The sequence below is a fragment of the Clostridioides sp. ZZV14-6009 genome (genome assembly GCF_020658095.1).
Taxonomy (GTDB): Bacteria; Bacillota; Clostridia; order Peptostreptococcales; family Peptostreptococcaceae; genus Clostridioides.
Genome location: NZ_JAGWDG010000029.1, coordinates 1 through 21,919, shown reverse-complemented (window position 1 = coordinate 21,919; position 21,919 = coordinate 1). Strand labels below are relative to the sequence as shown.

Here is a 21,919-nt window from a genome sequence, read left to right as displayed (position 1 = left end):
ACTTCCTTTCAGTTTTTACTACTGATTTTATAGTACAATACATTTTTTTGAAAATCAAGTAAAATAAATAACCTATCAGTTAGGCTTACATCTTCCACCTCCTATGGCGAGGAAGAGGAATTTCGCCATTATAGGTTAAATTAAAATAACATTTGCGAATTTTAAATTAAATTCATTTATATGTTAATTGTATTTTAAATTTTTCCATATTTCAACCAAATAATATCAAATATATTGATTATAGTTTAAATTTTAAATAATTCGTAATATTATTTAGTTTACAATTTTTACCTTACCTCTATCTAATACCATTTTAAGAGAATTTTCAACAGTTTCAATAACATCTTTATAACTCAAATATATGTTTATATAAATATAATCTTCATCTAAATTGTATTCAGTTACTCTACAATACAAGAGTTTTCCTCCATCTAATAAATTACTCAAAATATAATTATCTTTTCTTGGAACATAACCTATTACATATCCAGTTTCTCCAACTATTCTGATAGCATTTTCATCATATAAATTATCTTTCTCTCTGTTTAGATAGTATATCTTACTCTTCTCCAATTCCTTTTCCAGATATTCTCTATTTCTAAACCTTGAGCCAGCAACAGCTACTGAAGTCAAATAAATATCTTTACCATGCTCATTTACCTTCAGCTTTTTAGTATTTACAAATTCTTTTTTTAAATTATTACTTTTATATAATAATCGTCTTAACTCATCTTTTAATTTGATATTTTTTTCTTTTTCATAAGCTTCTTTAACTATTTGCATTTCTTTAAGAGAGAGTCTCTCTCTATACCTCTTTAAAATATTTATAGATTCTTTACGTACTTCATTTATGTTTCCAAAAATTCCTTTTAAAGATAGATTCTTTCCTTCAGGGTATAGTGATTTACTACCTTTAAGGACAATAAAAAATAACATATCATCGTAATATTCTTGTGTTAATTTATTTTTTTCTATGTCTTCCATTTTTCCAATTAACTCTTCTGTTTTAAATGTTTTTTCAAAAAAGTCTAATAACTTTAACTTACAATTTGCACTTCCCTTTTTAGATATATGCCAATACACCTCAAAATCTCGAATATCTTTATTTAAATATGGCAATAAATCATCAAAAGATAAACGTACATCATAAATTTTTGACATTTTTATCATATCTTCTATCTTTCCATCGGCTTCATTTAATGCTTTAAAGAATACACTTTTCCACTTTTCACTGAGTAAAACATTATTCATTTCTTTCTTAAATTCAACTTTATCACAACTTACTTTATCATCTTCTAAAACACCTACTGCTATTAAAAAAATAGAATATAGACTATCAAAGCTAGTCCCATAGCTTGTTACAATTGGCAGAAATTGATTCACTAATTCCACCTTATTCCCTATATATTTAAATTCTACACTTAACAAATAATTACATATAAGATGTGCTAAGTTGTTTACCTTATCTTTATCTAAATCTCGTCTTTCAAGATATTCGCTTAAATCTACTGTAGAAATAATATAGTTCATTAGTAATCCTTCATATTTTTTATCTTTATATCCTTCTTCGATTAAATAAGAGGTTATTTTAGAATCTAGATTTTCTATATTGACAATGGCAAATACTTTTATTGAACCTGTAGATATTCTAGATAGATTAAACAAATAGGTATTGTAAAATTCAAGTTTTCTAATAGTATTACTTAAATAAAATATGTATTCTCCAGATTTAGAAAATGTATCAACTACTTCTCTTATATTGTCTACATCTAAATAATTTTCACTTAAAACAAGCCCAAGTTTTACATACTCATCTTTTTCACTTGTATATATTAAATCCTTTGTTAGCTGATATAACCACTTTTCATCAATTATTCTCTCCTTTATTAGAGTATTTATCTTTTTCATAAAAATTTCAAAATAACAAATTAGAGACTTATGATTATACTCCTCTAACACGTCAATTTTATTAGATTCACTTCTATAAATATTTAAAATATTCTCTACCAAATTATTTGCAAGTTCTACTTGTTCTCTTAAAGGTATCTTTTCGTATATACATAAATAATTCATTTCAAATGACTCTTTATATCCATCATAATCCTTAATCTTTTGTAGTTGCTTAAAAATACTGCCCACTAAATTATCCTCCTTTACATTATTATAATTTATATTGATTATACTACTTATTTTAGTGAATTTACATTTTTACACATAAAAAAATATTACTAGAAATTAAGATTTCCAGTAATACTAATTGTACAAATATTAAAGTTACATCGCTTAACAATGATTTTGTTAAGTTAAAATTTATTTTTTTAAATACATACTCATTTTAAATTAGAATTTATTTATCAAGTTCCATTAACTTTACAACTAGCTCTTCACAAATTTCTTTTATTGTTTTATTATCTGTATTTACAATAATATCTGCTGATGCCATATATTTCGCTTCTCGTCTTTTCATCAAATCAGATATAAATTCAACATTCATATTATTATTAAGTATTGGTCTTTCATCACTATGTTTAACACGTTGAAGAATAGTTTCTGGACTTGCTGTTAATAAAACAATTCTTCCACTTTTTTTCATATATTCTACGTTTTTATCTCTAAGTACGATTCCTCCCCCACAGGAAACAACTAGTCCTTCTCTTTGTTGAAAACTTATTAATGCTTGGCTTTCAAGATTTCTAAAATATTCTTCCCCTCGTTTTTCAAATATTTCAGAAATACTCATTCCTTGATGCTCAACTATATATGCATCTGTTTCTACTTGCTCCATTTCTAATAGATGACTCAAGTATGATGATACAGTACTTTTTCCGACCCCCATAAATCCAACAAGCATTATATTATAAGAGAATAAATTTTTAGCCTGTATTTTCTTACTATTTTTTACTATATATCTAAAAATATCTATAATTTCATTTTCAAACTTATGACCTTTTAGCTTCTCAATCAACGCTACTTCTTTTTTATTTTCATAGTCTGGCTGTAAAATGGGAATACCTTTTTCCTTTTTAATATCAATAATACCTTTTATACATTCCATTCTTTTCTCAAGTAAATCAATCAGCTCATCATCATATAAATCTATTTTTTCTCTTATTTTTTCTATATTTTCCATTGTGACACCTCTTCTTTCAGACATGTTAAAATTAAAAATACTTACAATTATATTATACTAATGTTACATATTATAATCATGTACTTTTTCTTTTTCATATCTCATGTTTACAAACAATGCAAGTAAAATTCCAACAAACGTTATAGCTACATTAAATAATACAACGTATTTTGGACCATTTACTCCACCAGATTTTGTAATAAATCCAGCTATATTTAAAATAACATAGTTAGCTATACTAGATGCAATCATAACTATAGATGTTATTTTTCCTTTATTAGTTGGAAACATTTCATTTGCTGTCGATGTAGTCAATTGAAGCACACCACCTGCTGCTGAATAACCTATTACAAATCCTCCTATCATACAGATAGTTGGAGTCTGAACAAAGTACACAATTAATAACATAATTGAAGCTATCACAGGATAGATAACAAGTATTCTTATTGGCTTAACATATTTTTTTATAAGTACAGAAGTTATTAACACTGCAAAGATTACTCCCATTGAATAAAAAGATTGAATTTTTGTAGGGTCAGCCATACCATATAATTTACCTAATTCTTGATTACAATTTAGCCATAGTACAAATGTAGATGTACATGTAAATCCAATACAAACAAGAGCTATACTTGTTGGTGTAAACTTCATTTTTTCTGACTTGACAGCCTTTCCATTATTATCAATAACATTGTTAGCTGGAGGAAATGGCAATACAGCTATTAAAATTGCATCTATAATAATAAGAACAGCTGTTACTATAAAAATAACTTTAAATGATATTGAATTTGCTGCAACAAATCCAATTATAAAAGGAAGTAAAAATTGCGCTAAAGCTATTGTGAATTTAGTAAACATATTTGCTATTGTTCCTAGACTAGCAAATATCTCCATGCAAGAAGGTGTTACACAAGTATCTAAAAATGAGTTTGCTGCGCCTCCAATTATTGCAAATATATACGCTATGTAAAAATTTGGTGAAAATACAATTCCAACAAAGAAAATTGCATGTAGAAAATTACCTATAAGTCCACTTACCTTTCTTCCATATTTATCTGAAATAGGGCCTGCAAATGGATATGATATAAGTCTACCTAACCCTAATGCAGCAATAACAGCTAAAACAATACTCACATCAAGAGTTCCATCTGATAAAGTCTTAGCTCCCCACATAGATGCAAATTCTGGTTTATATTGTCCTAAAATTGAAATTCCAATACCAAGTAAAAAATATGAAAAATACAAAGCTATGGCAGTAGGATAGTATTTTTTATTATTCATAGTTATTCTCCTATTCTCGTTAATTTCTTAACATTTTTATATACAATAAACGCATTCCCATAATGGGTTTAAAGAATAGTTAAACTTTTACATTTAACTAGGCCATCGATACAAAACCCACTATGACAATTTGTAAAGTAATATCAAAACATTGAGATACATATATTCTACATTATTAAAATATTATTTTTTCGTCTATTTAAAGTATAATTCTTTAATTTCTTCTACAGGCATTTCCAATCCAGTGTATAGATTAAAAGCCTCAGCTCCTTGATATAATAACATTCCTAACCCACCAATAGCTTTACAACCATTAGCTTCAGCATCCTCAATCATTTTTGTTTTATTTGGATTATAAACAACATCTGTTACAACTAACTCTTTTCTTAATACACTAACATCTTTTATATTAGTTTCATTGTCATGAGGTTTCATCCCAATAAGCGTTGCATTTGTCAAAATATCACTTGATGATACTTCTTCATAAAGTTTTTCTGTGTCTGCTAAATCATATAAATTAACAATACATCCTGGTACTTCTTTCTTTATATTTTCAATTGTTTGTTCCGCTCTTTTATAAAAATCATCCTTAGCATTGAAAATAGATATTTCTCTTGCTCCATCTAATGCACATTGTACTTGTATAGCAGTTGCCGCACCACCAGCACCCATAATTGTAAGTTTTTTACCCTTTACTTCAACTCCATTTTCTTTTAAATTACGAACGTAACCCACACCATCTGTTATATGTCCAATTAACTTTCCATCTTCATTTACAATTGTATTGCATGCTCCAATTATACGAGCTGCTGGAGAAAGTTCATCCATATATTCTGTAACAGCAGTTTTACATGGCATTGTTACATTTGCTCCTTTTATGTTGAACGTCTTTATAGCTGAAAGTGCATCTTTTACCTTGTCCACAGTAATATCAAAAGCTAAGTATCTATAATCTAAGTCTAATTTTTCAAAACTATAATTATACATTAGTGGTGATTTAGAATGCCCCACTGGTGTACCTATTAATGCGAATAACCCTGTTCTACCTGAAATTTCCATAATTATTATATCCTCCCAATATCATCAATTTCTTTGCAAATAATCTATTTAATTATTTGCAAAGAAACATCTATTTAATTTCAACTATATATTTAATGCTACTTCAAAAGCTTCTTTTGTTGCATCCAATGCTCTACGAGCCTTTACTGCATCCCCAACAACATAAGTTTCATTCACAAATTTCTTTACTTCTTCGCTTAATGGGTCATAATTACGAGAACCCATAGCAAGCACTACTGAATCAAACCCTTTTAAATTATCTTCTGTTCCATCTGCAAGTGAATAGTCAACTCCATCGTTATAGAACTTAGCAACTTTAGCACCAGTAACAGTATGTATATTGTAACTTTTAAAATCATCCATAAGGAATTTACGATGTTCAGAAATTACATCTGCACCAACTTGTTCTCTTAATTCAATAACAGTAACATCATGTTCTTGTTCACCAAGGAATGCTGCCACTTCACAACCAACCATTCCACCACCAACAACAAGAACTTTCTTTCCACAAGATTCTTTTCCATCAAGAAGATCAACTGCATGTATTAATCCTGATTCATTAATTCCTGGTATAGGAAGTACAAGTGGAGTTGCACCAGTAGCTACAATAACTGCATCAGGTGATTTTTCTTTTATAAACTCTACTGTAACTTCTGTATTAGTGTATATTTTTACACCATATTGATTACATTTTGAAATATAACTACGAACTAAATTAGTGATATCTCCTTTACCTGGAGGATATGCAGCTAAACGCATTTGCCCACCAAGCATTTCAGATTTTTCAACTAGAGTTACCTTATGCCCTCTCTCAGCACATACCCATGCTGCAAGCATACCTCCGACACCGCCACCAACAACAAGAACTTCTTTTGTAGTTTCAGCTGGTTTAAGTTCAGCTTCATGACCTAATATCGGATTTGCAAGACATGCTATAGGCTTACCTTGGAACATATTTGGTACACAACCTTGTAGACATGCAATACATGGTATCATTTCATCTAACTTACCATTTTTAGCTTTGTTAGGCATGCCTGGGTCAGCTAAACTTTGTCTACCAAATGCAACTAAATCACATCTGCCTTGACGAACCATCAATTCAGCAAATTGAGGCTCTGTATAGCGACCAACAGTTATTACTGGTATACTCACAGATTTTTTTATTTCTGTAACTAAATCTGCACTAAATCCAGCATGAAGAACTGTAGGAGCCCACATATATTCATCATGTATATGTATACTACGTGAAACATGAAGTCCATCTACTCCACAATCTTCTAAATAAGCTGCGATTACTGAACTATCATGTACATCAATTCCACCTAAAATATCATCTGTACTATTTATACGACATAGTATTGCTATAGAATCTCCTACCTTTTTACGTATATTTTCAATTATAAGACGAGGTAATCTCATTCTATTTTCAAAACATCCACCAAATTCATCTACACGTTTATTTGTTCTTGGTGATATAAAACTACTAACTAAATATCCATGAGCACAGTGAACTTCAACAGCATCCACACCAGCTTTTTTTGCACGTAACGCAGCATCTCCATAAGATTCTATAAGCTCATATATTTCTTCAGTTGTTATTGCTAATGGTGTATTACGTCCATTTGATGCAGGTATTGCAGAAGCAGCTTTTAAAGGATACCCTGCAATTTTTTCATTTCCTTCAGAACCAGCATGTTGTAATTGTATAGATACTTTTGAACCAGCATTATGACAGGCATCTATTACATTTTTGAAACTATCTATTGTACTATCATCATACAAACAAGGTTTATGAGGTCCTCCTTTAGCTTTCTTATCCACAACACTAGATTCTATAGTTATTAATCCAAAACCACCTAAGGCACGTTCAAGATAATAAGCCTTAGAAGTTTCACTTAAAGTACCATCTGTGTTTGCAAAATTATTTCCCATTGGAGGAACTACAAAACGGTTTGGAACTATCATTGAACCAATTTTTATAGGTGTAAACATAGAACTAATCTTCATAAGGTTTTCCTTCCTTTCAAGTTTTATATTTTTTTCTTATATTTTTATGCTTCATATACTTTAATATCGAATAACTCTATTTTTATTTTGGAGATACTTCTGGCCATGCTTTATCTAATACTTTTTTAGTTGCCTTAAATACAGTCTCAGCTGCAGTTGATAATCCTTTAGCTACTAAAGAATCAGATATTACTTCAACGCCTATAACTTCTGGTGATATATTATGTTCTTTGATTATTTTTACAAAATCTTCTGTATTTCCATATCCTTCACCTGGAGCTACACGGTCATGTAGTGATTCATCTCTAAGTTTTTCATAAGGTGTCTCTAAAACATCACAAACTTGAATTGATACTATCTTTTCTGCTGGAACAGGGGCAAGGTCATCTACTGTTTGTTTTGCTCTAGCCCAGTGCCATGTATCTAATATAAGCATTGCATTTTCACGGTTACATCCTTTTACAACACGCCAAGCAGTAGCTAAATCTGGCACACCGCTGTATGGCATAAACTCAAGTCCTATAATAAGTTCTCCTGCTCTATCACATAATTCTCCCAATGCAGTTATAATTTGTTCTTCTGGTACCATTTCTAATAGACCACAATTTATATGTTTAACATTAAATAAACGAGCCATATGATAAACATTTTGCTCTTTTTCTTGTTGTGCTTCTGTTCTATCTTCTTTAGTTCCCCATTGAGTTATATATTCTACTTCTGTAACTTTCATATTATATTCATCAAGAATTGAAAGCATTTCTTCGTCTGTAACTCCAGCATTTTTTGCATCTACATAATTTTCAGCACGTAATCCAATACCATCAAATCCAGCTTCTTTTGCAATGCGAACTCTGTCGCGAAATGAAACTTCTGTACCTAATGTATAAGAACTAATAGTAATTGGAATGTTAATATTTTTTTGATTATCCATAATTTAAATATGCCCCCTTTAATTTCTTTATAATTAATCTTTTTTTTGATTTTATTTTTTTATTTATTCTACTAGTAGTATCATTTTACTTTAAAAACAAAAATATTTTTTTGATTTATCTTTATCTAGATTTTATAAATTTATTGTATCATGAGACTTTGTTAATAACAAATTGATAATTTCCTATCAATTCATAGATTTTGTTTATAGATTTTATTGATAATATAATTTATTAATGTATTCCTTAGCTCTATCTATCTAAAATTTAAGACAAAAAACGATAAATTTTTTTAAAAGCTTTTATTATTATGCTGTAATCATATATAATAAAAATGTGAAAAACTTCTTTAAGGTCAACTTCTTTAAATACATACAAATAAAAAATACGATACTCATGAAAGGATGAACAAAAATTGAATTTATATCACTTACGCTATTTTGTTACATTGGCACATTTAGAGCACTATACAAAAGCAGCAGAAAATTTATCTATAACACAACCAAGTTTGAGCCATGCTATTTCTTTGTTAGAAAGTGAACTTGGAGTGTCTCTATTTGAAAAGGAAGGTAGAAATATAGTTTTAACTAAATATGGTAAAATATTTTTAAAAGATGTGGAAAAATCATTAGAAATCTTAGACTCAAGTGTAAAGTCACTAAAGATAACTGGTACTGGTGAAGGGCAAATTGACTTAGCTTTCCTTAGAACACTTGGTACAGACTTTATACCTGATATGGTTCATAGATTCTTAAAATCTAATCCTGATAAATCAATTGACTTTAAATTCCATACAGGTGTAACTACTGATATTATCCAAGGTCTTAAGGAAAGAAAATACGATATTGCTTTTTGCTCAAAACTTGAAAAAGAGAAGGGAATTGAATTTATACCTGTAGCCAAACAAGATTTAGTATTAATTGTACCATATAGCCACCCACTGGCTACAAAAGATACTATAGATTTAAAAGAAACAATACCTTATCCTCAAATAGTATTTAATCAAAGAAGTGGACTTAGATATATAATTGATGACATGTTTAAAAAAATAAATCAACAACCTAACATAGTTCATGAAGTAGAAGAAGACCAAGTAATTGCTGGATTAGTTGCAAAAAATTTCGGCATAGCTGTAGTCCCAAATATGTCTATGCTTAAGTTTACAAAAGTAAAAGTAATTCAAATCGTTTATCCAAGTTGGGAAAGAAATTTTTACCTAGCAGTTATAAAGGATAGATATTTACCACCTGCGATTAAAAATTTCAAAAACTTTGTCATTAAAAATGCTCAATTATAAGAATTAATAAAAGAGGTTATTTTTAAATAGTCTCTTTTTTAGTATTTCTTCCAAAATAAAAAAATCTATACTTCTAAAAGTATAGATTCTTAACTGACAGTCGGCATCCGAGTCCCAGCAATAATCGTTATATAACAGCAACTGTATTTCAATTCCTGAATAACTTAGTTACTTATATTATATCAATTTTCTAAAAATTTGTCAATCTATCTATCTCATTTTTTCAAGCCATGGTCCAACAGGCTCTATAATTGGAACTTCTTTAAAACCCCAATTTCTTATGTCATTTAAACTAGTTGGAGTGTATATTTTACTTCTTACAGATTTAAATATTTTATTTTTTTCCCCATATTGTATACATTTTGGATTTGCTTCTATTAATCCTCTTCTAGCTCTACTAAGAGGATTACATAGAATATCAGCTATTTCTAAACCCTCTTTGTAATCTACATCTTCCTTTTTTGCAATTATAAAACCTTTTACCTTATCTCTTAACTCTTCATCTATATCTAAATATATTGTTCCATTATTAAAAACATCAAAAAATGCCTTTTGTACTTTTAAATTTGAAACATCATCTCTTGATTCAATAACTATTCTTGCAGACTCTACATTTTCATTATTTACAAATGAATAGAAATTTTGAAGTACATGTATAAAAGCCACAACATAAGGTTCCTTTGAAGGTGCATAATATTTTTTTAATCTAGTCTTATCTACTGTTACTGATATTATGGTGCACTCTAGTTTAGATAGAAATAAAGGTAATTCATCATAAAATAACTTAATTTGTGAATCATCAAACCTTTCAAATGCTCTTGACTTTCTGGATATGTCAGTCAAGTGTATTCCTATATTACTAGTTCCAAAGCAATACTCTTTAAATGCATCCATCTCTTTCCTTAAACAGCAGACATAATCACCTTGACTCACTGCATATTTATATTCAAAAATTACTCCTGTTAATGTAAATGGGTCCTCATGATTTATATCAGCTCTCCCACTTTCATCAATAAACATTATATACTTCTTCTTTATAATTTCACTCACCCTCTTAACATATGATGATATCACCTATATTTATTTTATATGAGTTTTGAAAATATTCCAAGATTTTTAGATAACTTAAACTTAATTTTATAATAAAAAAATTGAGATATAAATAATCAAAGCTTTAGGCTGTTGAATTTTACATCTCAATTTCATTTTATACATTAGTTATATAGTTTTATTATTTTCCAAGAATATCTATTAATTTATCCATGCCTATATAAGATACTCCTCCTCCAATTTGATAAGGAGTTTCAACTCTTTTATTTGCAAATACTCTATTTTGTTCTGATGATAATCCTGAATTATCCATTAAAACTATTGGTGAGTGTAATTTTGCAGCTAATGGACCAGCTGATAAAGCATCTACTAAAGCATCTGATTTGCTAACTAATACAGATTGTAAATCAGTATCGCCATAGAATTTTTCTATAACTTTAGCATTGGTATCTAATCTGTCATTTCCATATATTCTATTTCCTGAAACATCTTCAGTAGTTATTTCATTCATCTTAGCTATTGCTGAATCATTGATTGCATTTGGTCCACCTATAAAATATGCATTTTCTAATTTTCTTTCTGTTAGCCATATATAAGATTCTTCTGTAATTCCATCTTTCTTAACTAATATTATAGGTTGTTTTTCTTCTCCAGCTTTAGAAGCTACAGATAGAGCATCTGCTTCTCCATTTCCAGAAACCATATAAGCTGTCTTTATTTCTTCTCTGTTTCCAAGTTCATTAGCTATTCTTATAGCAGTTTGATATCTATCTTGGCCTGATATTCTCTTTGTCTCTGCATTAAAAGTAGTCTTTATTTCTTGCTCTAATTTAGAACTTATTGCATTTTCTCCACCTATTAAAATTACTGTTTTAGGTGCTAATGAATTCATTTCTGAAATAGTTTCAGTTGGTAATTTATCTGTATTAGTAAGTAATATTGTTGCGTTGTAACTACTTGCCAAAGGTGTTGCTGTTATTCCATCTGCTATTGCATTTCCATTTACTAATACAACAGTATCTGAACTATCAGTACTCCAATTTCCAACTTCACTTATTTTTTTAGCTGTATCAAATCTATTTGCTCCTATAACTGTGTTCCATGTAGGGTTTATTGTTCCATCTTCATTGAAAGTATAATCTTTTCCATCTATTTTTTGAGTTCCTGTTAACATTTTACCTTCTTTGTCTAAATAGTAAGATTTACCTTCTAATTGTTGCCATCCTGTTTGCATTACTCCTGTTTTATCAAAGTAATACTTATTACCATCTATTTCTTGCCATCCTACTACTGATAATCCATCATTTCCTAGATAGTATTTCTTGCCATCTTTTTCTTGCCATCCTGTTTGCATTACTCCATCTGAATTAAAGTAATAAGTTTTTCCATCAATTACCTTCCATCCAGATACTCTTACTCCATCAGTTCCTAAGTAATATTTTTTGTTATTAATTGTCTTCCATCCTGTTTGCATTACTCCTGAAGCATCAAAATAATACATTTTTCCATTTACTTTTAACCAACTATTTTTTTGGTATGTTCCATCAGATTTTACATAATACTTCTTACCATTTTCTGTTTTCCATCCTGTTTGATTTAAGTTTATCTTATATTTTGCTGCTATTTTAGTATAACTGTCATTACTATAATCTATAATTACATCTGAACCTACTGGAACTTGGTCAAATAACCATCTAACCTCTTTATTATGCATTCTTATGCATCCACCAGAAATGTGTTTTCCAATAGAACTTTCATTGTTATTTCCATGTATCCCATATGTATCTCCATAAGTTCCTTTTAATGCTAATCCCATCCATCTATCTCCTAATGGATTTTTTGGACTTCCTCCAGGTATATTTCCTTTATAATATGGTCTATTTTTTATCTTGTTAACTACCTTTGTTTTACCTGTTGGTGTCTCTGAACCTTTTTTCCCTGTTGCAACTTTAAATTCTTTTACAAGCTTGCTATTTACAAAATATCCTAGAGTATTTTTTCTTGAGTTTACTATAATTACATGTTTACTGGCTGCACTTGATTCTGGTACGCCACATGCAAATACTAAAACTAAAGTCATTGCTAGTACTAAATACTTTTTTAGACTTTTTTTCACTATAACTTCCCCCTCTTTTAGAAACATAACTACACGCCTCTAATTATAACATAAAATTACCAATATCTTGTATTTACAAATTTGTTACATTTACCCCATTAATATTCATTTTATGCCTCGTATCCATTTGGATTCATACTTTGCCATCTCCAAGAATCTTGACACATTTCTTCAAGTTCATATTTAGCTTTCCACCCAAGTTCTTTCTCTGCTTTTGATGAATCTGCGTAACACATTGCTACATCTCCAGCTCTTCTTCCAACAATTTTGTATGGTATCTCTTTTCCACTGGCTTTAGAAAATGCTTTAACTAAATCAAGAACACTATATCCTTTACCAGTTCCTAAATTATAAACAACAAGTCCTGGATTTTCTTCTAATTTTTGTAATGCCTTTACATGACCAGCAGCTAAATCTAATACATGTATATAATCTCTAACTCCAGTCCCATCATGAGTTGGATAATCATTTCCATACACACTTAGTTCTTTTAATTTACCTACTGCTATTTTTGTTATATAAGGCATTAAGTTACTTGGAATTCCATTTGGTTCTTCACCAATTCTTCCACTCTTATGAGCACCTACTGGGTTAAAATATCTTAAAAGTGCTATATCTAATGACTCATCTGCTTTTGATATATCCACTAACATCTGCTCTATCATAAGCTTCGTTCTTCCATATGGATTAGTTACAGAAAGTGGGAAATCTTCTAATATAGGACAAGTATGTGGATCTCCATATACGGTAGCTGATGAACTAAATACAAATTTCTTAACACCGTATTCTCTCATTAATTCAAATAAATTTAATGTACTTATTAGATTATTGCTATAATATTCAATTGGTTTTTCTACTGATTCTCCAACTGCTTTTAAAGCTGCAAAATGGATAATAGATTCAATATTATTTTCTTTAAATACAATGTGCATTTCATTTTTATTGGTTATATCAATATTATAAAACTTTACTTGTTTTCCAGATAGTTCGCTAATTCTATCAACTACTATTGAGTTGCTATTACTTAAATTGTCAACTATAACAACTTCATAACCTGATTCTAAAAGTTCTATTGCTGTATGGCTTCCTATATATCCTGCTCCTCCAGCTACTAAAACCGCCATAGTAATTACCTCTTTTCTAAATTTATTTTTCGCTTACTTTTTTTCTCATATAATCCATTAAATCATCTTTTAGATTTTCTCTTTTTAGAGCAAAATCTATTGTCGCCTCTAAAAAGCCAATCTTATCTCCCACATCATACCTTCTTCCTTCAAAGTTATAAGCATAAATAGCCTCTTGTTTTCCAAGAGTTTGAAGTGCATCTGTTAACTGTATTTCTCCACCCTTTCCAGGTGTTTGTTTCTCTAATATATCAAATATTGCAGGAGTTATTATATATCTTCCAAGTATGGCTATGTCTGATGGTGCTTCTTCAATTGCAGGCTTTTCAACCATATCTTTAACTTTGTAAACTCTATCTTCTATATGTTTTATATCCAATATTCCATATTTGTTTGTATCTTCTTTAGCTATCTTTTGAACACCTAGTACAGTTGTTTTATATTCATTATAAGTATCTATTAATTGCTTTAGACAAGGCACATTTGAGTCTACTATATCATCACCTAATAATACAGCAAAAGGTTCATCACCTATAAAACTTTTTGCACAGTAAATTGCATGTCCAAGACCTTTTGGCTCCTTTTGTCTTATATAGTGAATATTTACCATATTTGATATATCTCTTACCATTTCTAGCATTTCTGTCTTACCTTTTTGTTCTAATTCTAACTCTAATTCAACTGATTTATCAAAATGGTCTTCTATAGATTTTTTATTTCTACCTGTTATTATAAGAATTTCTTCAATTCCTGAGTCTATAGCTTCTTCTATTATATACTGTAAAGTTGGTTTATCTACTATAGGAAGCATTTCTTTGGGCTGTGATTTTGTTGCTGGTAAAAATCTAGTTCCTAGCCCTGCTGCTGGTATTATCGCTTTTTTTACTGTCATCTGCATTTTTTCACCCTTCTTCGTAAATTTTCTCTTGTACCAAATTAATATACCATATTTATACTTTTTCTTCAAACTCTATATTATCCCAATTCTTGACATTACAAGAACATAAAGGTAGATGAAATTTCATCTACCTTTAGTTTTTATAAGTTAATATATTATATTGTCTATATTATACCTAAAACTCACATAGGTACTAAATTTCATCTAAAATGCCCTTTATATCACTATCTATATCATCATCCAAATATGAATCTAAATCTTCTAAATCCACTTCTAATTCTTGATATGTCATGTCAACACTTACATCTTCATCTATATCCATTTCTGATATTAATTCTCCTAAGATGCTATTTCCATCAGTATCTAAATCTCCATCTATATCCTCACTTATATAGTTTTCATTTAAGACTTCATCTAAATCAATCTCATAATAAACTTCATTATTTTTTTCATCACTTGAATTTAGTCCTAAAAATTCATAATTAAAATTCCATACATTGTATTTACTTGACATACTTCATTCCTCCTGTGAAAAACATATTTTCATCTAGCTTATTGGCTCCGTAATCAACAGAATTATATATTTTTTCAATTATGTCTTTTCTTCTTTCATTTGTATTATTATTTAATGTCAATTGTCTAAATACATATGTATTTGTTATTCTCTCGAATAATACTTCTTTTATACTATCATCATTAATATTTTTATAGTTTTTCCATAAGACTTCAAATAACTTAAACATCTCTCTACTAGTTTCATCCACATAGTAAGGATACATATTTTCTACTAAATGATTTAATCTTGATATAGCTTGTTTTAAAAATACATCCAAGTTTGCACTTTCACTTTCCTTTAACATCCTATAATTGTATCGCTTCTTATCTTCACCTGATATTACAAATATAATATTATCTAAACTTTTTTCAACTCCATCTAAATAACTACTTATATTGTATGATAAATCAAAGAATAAATTTTTAATCTGTCTAAATACTTGTACATCAAGTTTTGCATTATACTTTTCAAATAACTCTATCTCTTGATTTTCTAATATTCTTGGAGTATAAGCTGATATTAAGTCTAAATTATTTCTCTGTTCTTGTATCTGATTATAAAGTGCATTTATGACTTCTATTCTTATTTCATCATTCAATTCTCTTTCTAATACTTTATCAAATTCAGATTTCATGTAATAGATATTTCCAAAGAAATTAAATATTATCATATCATTCATAGCTTTAGACCAATTTTTATATAAAATCTCAACAGAAACGTCTTTAAGTAGTGGTTTTTTTGCATATATAAATACATCTTGCATAAGTTTTTGAACCATACTTCTACTTAAATTTAAAATTATTTTTTGATTATTAAATTTTATTTCTGTTTCTACAAAATTAGAATTTCTACTTTCAATTTCTCTATTAATTACAATATCTTTGACATCACTATTTTTTATAGATATAATTTCTTTTTGGAAAGATTTCAGTATCGTTAAACTATTAAAATCTTCTTGGATAAAAAATGGGGCATGCTTTAATGTATATCCTACTATTTCATTTTCTATGTCTTTTAAATCCTCTATTTGCATAGCTTCTTTATTTTTATCATTTATGTGCAAGTTAAATACATTTTTATTATCATATAATATAATGTCTTCTCCTAAAATTAACTTTGAACAATTATCTTTTGTTGACTTAACAATAGTTTTTTTAGACTTCTTATTTATAAAAATAAGTTGATCCTGATATTTTACTAAAAGCATATTTGTGTTTTTATAATCAAATCCATCTATGTTTCCTGATATTTTACAGAATACTATATCACAATCTTTAGGAAGATTTCCTATTTTCTTATTATCTTTAACTCTCTCACTTAAATCGGCTGGAACTATATTTTCTATATTATTATTAAATATAGAAACAGACCTTACTATAAGACCTTCTCTTTCCATATGAAAATAACCCTTTAGAGAAACTTTCTTATCTTCTAAAATATATCTTTCTATATCATCAAAGTTTATTTCAAATCTATTTTTTCCACTGATAAATATAAACTTTTCGTTATCTTTATTAATTCCACCCATATAAAATTTATTATCATCTAAACTCAAGATAGTCATGTTGTCTTTTAAATAAAATATAAATTCTCTTTGGCTCTTACAGATTAAATCATATTCATCTAAAGTTATTTTCATAGTTAAACTTGCTGTAACATTCTTACTTGAATTCTCACTTTTTATATAAAAAGGCAAGTTATCTCCATAAATAATTATTTGAGAACCTTCTAAAACTGCTTCTAACTTTTTTTTATTATCTGAAAAACTATATATATATTTTACCCCTGATTCATCATTAACTTCATCTGCTTTGCTGATTATAATATTACCTAAATTTGTTATATGAAGTTTTTTAGATTCTTTTGAATATCTACTGATACCACTAAGCTCAAATCCATCTGAAAGCTCATATATAATTTTTTCTCCTAATTTCAACATACCTTCACCGCCTAAACAAAATTATAATTATTTTCTAAAGGTGGACAAAATGCCTCAAAATAAATAATATTTTTTAATACTTTTTATTTTGAGACATAATTTGTCCTTATTTTATAAATATCCTAAGCACCTTCAACTATTTCTTCATAAAGTTTATCTAAATGTTTAACATATTCACGATATCCAGATTTATTTCTTAACTCACTTCTTAAATCTTCATATTTTTGTCTAAGTTCTTCAGCACTTAATGAAGGAGCTGATTCTTTCAAATCTTCTAATTTATAATCATAGTACTTATCATACATCGCTATATATGTATCAATAGATTTCTTAGCTAATTCATTACATTTTTCTTGTGCTTCTCCATATTCAGAATAATCACCTATCTTCACTTTATAATATCCATTCTCTTGAACTATTGTTGAAGAAATACCTTTAGCTTCATATTCTTTTGCTGTTTCTTTTGCTGTTGCTTCAACTTTAAGTGAACCTGCATAGACAGTATAATATACACCTTTACCATCTTTATATGCTTCCATTTCTTTTGCTTTCTTTTCAGCTTTTTCTTTTTCTTCCGCTTTTGCCTTATCTTCTGCTTCTTTCTTTTCTTTTTCAGCTTTTGCTTTCTTTTCTTTTTCAGCTTTTGCTTTCTTTTCTTCTTCTGTTTGTTTGTTGTTAGCCTGTTGCTGAGTTGATGCCTTTTGAGGTGTACTGTCTTTATCATTTTTCTTGTTATTGCCTACTGTTATAAAGTATCCTACACCAACAATTGCCACTATAACGATAGCTATAATAGTCTCTTTTAATCTGCTTTTTTTAGAACCAACCTCTTCATCATCTATAAAATCTTCTTCATTTGATTCATAATTTTTTATTTCTGTTTTCTTTTCCTTAGAATTAGACTTAGGAGAATGTTTGGATTTTTTACTATTTTTTTCTTTCTTGTTAATAGGTATTACTACTGATTTTTCACTTTCTACCTTTTTTTCTTCTGCTTCTTTTGATATTTCATCACCTAATCCCTTACTTTCTTTTTCAGATTTAGGCTCATTACTTGCTGATAGTTTTTTATCTAACTCATTATTATTTATTGGTTTTTCTATTTTTATACTACGCTCTTCTTCTAAACTTTGGTTTACTTCTTCTAAGTTTTCTATATTGTCCTTAATAAATTCATTAGGTTCATCTGTAACTGCATCAGAAGTATTACCTAGGCTAATTTCTTCTTTTTCAGTTACTTCTACTACATCCTCTTTTTTGCTTTCTTTTTTCATAAATCCAAATAATTTATCTTTTTTTCTACTCTTTTTATTTTCTGATTCAATTATCTCTTCTTCATTTACATCGTGCTCTTTTTCAATATTCTCTTTATTTTCTAGAACATTCTCTATATTGTCATTCTTATTAATTACGTCTTCTTTAGCATCTTCCTCTTTAGTATCTTCTTCTATAGAAATGCTACTTCTAAAGCAAACATCTTTATCTGCATTTTTTATCATATAAATATATTCTTCAATATCAATGTCTTTATTTTTTCTAGCTCTCTTTGATACAATATCGTGATTTTCTAATTCAGAAGATTTATCTTTTAGAACAACGTGTGCTTCTTCCCAAACATTTTCACTAATTTCTGTTTTATTTTTAATTACATAATCTATGAATTCCTTAAAATTTTCAGCACCAAATTCTCCAATTATAGTTAGTCTCATCGCACCTTCTATAAGGTCTCTATTTCTTCTCTTCAAAAATTCTAATGCAACTGTTGCACAAACAAAGTCTTTAATAACTTCTCTACCAAAACCATAGCCTTCAACATAAGGAAGTTCTTCTAACCCACATAATTTTTTATATTCATTATATACAGTTTGAGATATACTTTCATCATTTAAACTATTTAGTTTATCCATAAACTTTGCTTCTACATCATTTATCTGTGGTTCTTTTCCTAATTCTGACTTTTTAACTGAATTTAATAAAACATCATTTTCTGAATTATCTTTACCTAATTGTAAATCCTCAATTTCTGTTGCTTTTATATCTTCACTACTTTGTTCAGAACTTTCTTCTATATTTTTAGGTACTACCTCTTTGCTACTAGCTAATATCTTATTTACACAGAATATTATTTCTCTTTTTAGTTCTCTTTTAGCATCAGCTTGATTCTTAAGAAATAAACTTGCACAATCTTTCTTTTCTAAGCTTATCTTTCTAAGTGTTATATTAAGAAGGTCTTTATATAGATTTAGAACCTTATAATCCTTTTCTAAACGTCTTCGTCTCTCTGACAGGTCCATTTTATCATAAGCTAAAAAACTACTTAAATCGTTGGCTTTTAGACAGTCTAAACCATCCTTCATTGCCTTATTTACATACTTTCTACATTTAGCTGTAGTCAATTCTAAGTCTTTCTCTAATTCATCTATTTCAGGTATGTATTTATCTACTATCCATTTCCCGATAAGTGGTTCTGTATTTCTTGCTAATGTTTTATAAAACAATATATTAAATTTTAAAAGCTCAGCATATTTTGCTTCGTTGAATTCTACTTTTTCAAATTTCTTTTCTAAAACACCTTCTAATTTTTCATTTATCTTAGACTCTTGTTTTAAAAAACTTGCTGTGACATTTAAAACAGTATTTCTTATTATATTATTTTCACTCAAAACCTTCACTCCTTAAATCAATTATTTTATTGTGATATTTACATTATGTAAAATTACTAATTTGATTATGATATTTTAATAATTAGTTACTAAATTTACTACATCTTATATAATATCATATTATTTACATCATTTTACTTTTTCTTTTTATATCTATCTTATATTATACCATTTTTAATATCTGTACTAACTTATATTACAATATTCCACAAAATTTTGAAAGTAAATTAGACAAATTTGCAAATAAAAAAACATCAGTTTAAACTGATGTTTTACCTATCGAAAAAATTAAGCAAGTCTATAAGCGGAGTTCTGTATTAGATAATCATCTTTCTAGGCTTATTGTCACCAATAAGCTCAAGCGACCTACCTACCGGAGAGTACGAGCAGCACTCTTTATTCCTATCTTGGTCTTGCTCCAGGTGGGGTTTACATAGCCAACTAGTCGCCTAGCTGCTGGTGAGCTCTTACCTCGCCTTTCCATCCTTACCACATAAGTGGCGGTTTATTTCTGTTGCACTATCCTTAGGATTGCTCCCACTAGGTGTTACCTAGCACCCTGCTCTATGGAGCTCCGACTTTCCTCATGTAAAATTACATGCGATTATCTGGCTTACTTAATATTCATTTTACTTAGCTATATTATCATAAATCCTTAAGTATGTCAAAGTAATATTATACTAAAAATTTAAATTTCTTCAAAAATAGTGTAATATAGGTATATAAACTATTATTTATGATTTGAGGTGGAATATTGAAAAAATTATATAGGGTAATAATTAATATTATACTAATATTAGTAATAATCTACAGTGGATTTAATATATACTTAAAACTTAACAAATACAACTATGATACTAAAACATCTGCTCAACTTCAGAAAAAAGAAAATAAAAAAGAAGACTTATCAAAAATAAACAGAGATTTTAAATTTTGGCTTTCTGTTGATAATACAAACATAAATTATCCAGTTGTACAATCTAAAGATAATTCTTATTATCTTGACAAAAACTTTTATGGTAAAGAATCTATCTCAGGTACATTATTCATGGATTATAGAAATAAATCTCTGGATGACCAAAATGTTATAGTATATGGACATAATATGAAAAACAAAACAATGTTTAATAATCTAAATAAGTTTAAAGATGATGATTTCTTTAAAGAAAATAATAGAATAAAAATCACTATGGATGGAAAAGAATTATTATATGAAGTATTTTCTGCCTATATTGTAGAATCTGATTATGATTATCTAAAAACAAGCTTTAATAGTGAATCAGACTATCAAAAATACATAGATGCTATTACTTCCAAATCATTACATAAATCAAATATTAAAGTAAATAGCAAAGATAAGATAGTTACACTTTCTACATGCACTTATGAATTTGATGATGCTAGAATGGTAATCCATGGCAAGTTAGTTTCAAATTAAATATACATATCTTTCTACCAATTCTTACACAAATAATCAAAATTTTGCGTTAAGGTATTCACATACAGATTAAAATAATTATTTTAATCTGTATAGCTATTTCTTACTTAAATTTATCAACTTCTTGTCTATTTATATAAACTATATATATATAAAAGAATAAATATATTACACAATAAAAAAGACTATGTTTTTAACATAGTCTTCACTGGAGCTGGTGATAGGAATCGAACCTACAACCTGCTGATTACAAGTCAGCTGCTCTACCGTTGAGCCACACCAGCACACTTATTCTATTATGAGTTAAATTAACACTCTAAAAACTGCATATATATTTTAATTAATGAACATCAAGTAAATATTGGTCAAGTCCTCGACCTATTAGTATCGATAAGCTAAATACATTGCTGCACTTACACCTTCGACCTATCA

The 21,919-nt window shown here is 28.3% G+C and carries 15 protein-coding genes, 1 tRNA gene and 1 other RNA gene; 2 read left to right on the top strand and 15 right to left on the bottom strand.

Annotation, left to right across the window (positions count from 1 at the left end; all coding sequences use genetic code 11):
• Positions 1–273: 273 nt before the first annotated feature.
• The 6 genes from KGF36_RS20550 to KGF36_RS19340 all read right to left on the bottom strand — a co-directional run bounded on the left by KGF36_RS20550 (position 274) and on the right by KGF36_RS19340 (position 8,408).
• Positions 274–2,139 carry an HIRAN domain-containing protein gene (locus KGF36_RS20550; protein ID WP_227854969.1) on the bottom strand — a complete coding sequence of 622 codons (1,866 nt, stop codon included), beginning with the start codon at positions 2,137–2,139 and terminating at the stop codon, positions 274–276.
• A 208-nt stretch (positions 2,140–2,347) separates the two neighbouring features.
• On the bottom strand, positions 2,348–3,130 hold the full coding sequence (locus KGF36_RS19360; protein ID WP_227830336.1) for a shikimate kinase: 783 nt from the start codon (positions 3,128–3,130) through the stop codon (positions 2,348–2,350).
• Positions 3,131–3,193: 63 nt separating this feature from the next.
• Positions 3,194–4,411, bottom strand: coding sequence for an MFS transporter (locus tag KGF36_RS19355; RefSeq protein ID WP_227830337.1), 1,218 nt, complete (start codon positions 4,409–4,411; stop codon positions 3,194–3,196).
• A 195-nt stretch (positions 4,412–4,606) separates the two neighbouring features.
• Positions 4,607–5,470 carry a shikimate dehydrogenase gene (aroE, locus tag KGF36_RS19350; protein WP_227830338.1) on the bottom strand — a complete coding sequence of 288 codons (864 nt, stop codon included), beginning with the start codon at positions 5,468–5,470 and terminating at the stop codon, positions 4,607–4,609.
• 84 nt (positions 5,471–5,554) lie between these two features.
• Entirely contained in the window at positions 5,555–7,477 is a 1,923-nt protein-coding gene (locus KGF36_RS19345) for an FAD-dependent oxidoreductase (protein ID WP_227843047.1), read from the bottom strand.
• Between the two features lie 82 nt (positions 7,478–7,559).
• A complete protein-coding gene (locus KGF36_RS19340; protein WP_227830340.1) occupies positions 7,560–8,408 on the bottom strand; it encodes a sugar phosphate isomerase/epimerase family protein in 849 nt (282 codons plus the stop codon).
• 413 nt (positions 8,409–8,821) lie between these two features.
• Between KGF36_RS19340 and KGF36_RS19335 the strand changes: the two genes are divergently transcribed.
• The gene (locus KGF36_RS19335) at positions 8,822–9,703 is read left to right on the top strand and encodes a LysR family transcriptional regulator (RefSeq protein ID WP_227830341.1); all 882 of its coding nucleotides are present in this window, start codon (positions 8,822–8,824) and stop codon (positions 9,701–9,703) included.
• Positions 9,704–9,913: 210 nt separating this feature from the next.
• Here KGF36_RS19335 and KGF36_RS19330 read toward each other — a convergent pair whose 3' ends face one another.
• From KGF36_RS19330 to rnpB, 8 genes are all read right to left on the bottom strand, one after another.
• Positions 9,914–10,723 carry a DUF3800 domain-containing protein gene (locus tag KGF36_RS19330; RefSeq protein WP_255287899.1) on the bottom strand — a complete coding sequence of 270 codons (810 nt, stop codon included), beginning with the start codon at positions 10,721–10,723 and terminating at the stop codon, positions 9,914–9,916.
• 211 nt (positions 10,724–10,934) lie between these two features.
• Entirely contained in the window at positions 10,935–12,869 is a 1,935-nt protein-coding gene (locus KGF36_RS19325) for a cell wall-binding repeat-containing protein (RefSeq protein ID WP_227850892.1), read from the bottom strand.
• 110 nt (positions 12,870–12,979) lie between these two features.
• Positions 12,980–13,993 carry a UDP-glucose 4-epimerase GalE gene (gene galE / locus KGF36_RS19320; RefSeq protein ID WP_227830344.1) on the bottom strand — a complete coding sequence of 338 codons (1,014 nt, stop codon included), beginning with the start codon at positions 13,991–13,993 and terminating at the stop codon, positions 12,980–12,982.
• Between the two features lie 22 nt (positions 13,994–14,015).
• Positions 14,016–14,891, bottom strand: a complete 876-nt coding sequence (gene galU, locus KGF36_RS19315; RefSeq protein ID WP_285891649.1) for a UTP--glucose-1-phosphate uridylyltransferase GalU — start codon at positions 14,889–14,891, stop codon at positions 14,016–14,018.
• A 193-nt stretch (positions 14,892–15,084) separates the two neighbouring features.
• Positions 15,085–15,405, bottom strand: a complete 321-nt coding sequence (locus tag KGF36_RS19310; protein WP_227432352.1) for a hypothetical protein — start codon at positions 15,403–15,405, stop codon at positions 15,085–15,087.
• Entirely contained in the window at positions 15,395–17,386 is a 1,992-nt protein-coding gene (locus KGF36_RS19305; protein ID WP_227830345.1) for a hypothetical protein, read from the bottom strand. Before KGF36_RS19305 ends, KGF36_RS19310 begins: the two co-directional genes overlap by 11 nt.
• A gap of 122 nt (positions 17,387–17,508) precedes the next feature.
• Positions 17,509–20,049, bottom strand: a complete 2,541-nt coding sequence (locus KGF36_RS19300; RefSeq protein WP_255612800.1) for an SPOR domain-containing protein — start codon at positions 20,047–20,049, stop codon at positions 17,509–17,511.
• A 285-nt stretch (positions 20,050–20,334) separates the two neighbouring features.
• Positions 20,335–20,669: RNase P RNA component class A (rnpB, locus tag KGF36_RS19295), an RNA gene on the bottom strand.
• A 134-nt stretch (positions 20,670–20,803) separates the two neighbouring features.
• Between rnpB and srtB the strand changes: the two genes are divergently transcribed.
• Positions 20,804–21,487, top strand: coding sequence for a class B sortase (gene srtB, locus KGF36_RS19290; RefSeq protein ID WP_227830347.1), 684 nt, complete (start codon positions 20,804–20,806; stop codon positions 21,485–21,487).
• A gap of 209 nt (positions 21,488–21,696) precedes the next feature.
• Here srtB and KGF36_RS19285 read toward each other — a convergent pair.
• Positions 21,697–21,771, bottom strand: a tRNA-Thr gene (locus KGF36_RS19285).
• Positions 21,772–21,919 lie beyond the last annotated feature (148 nt).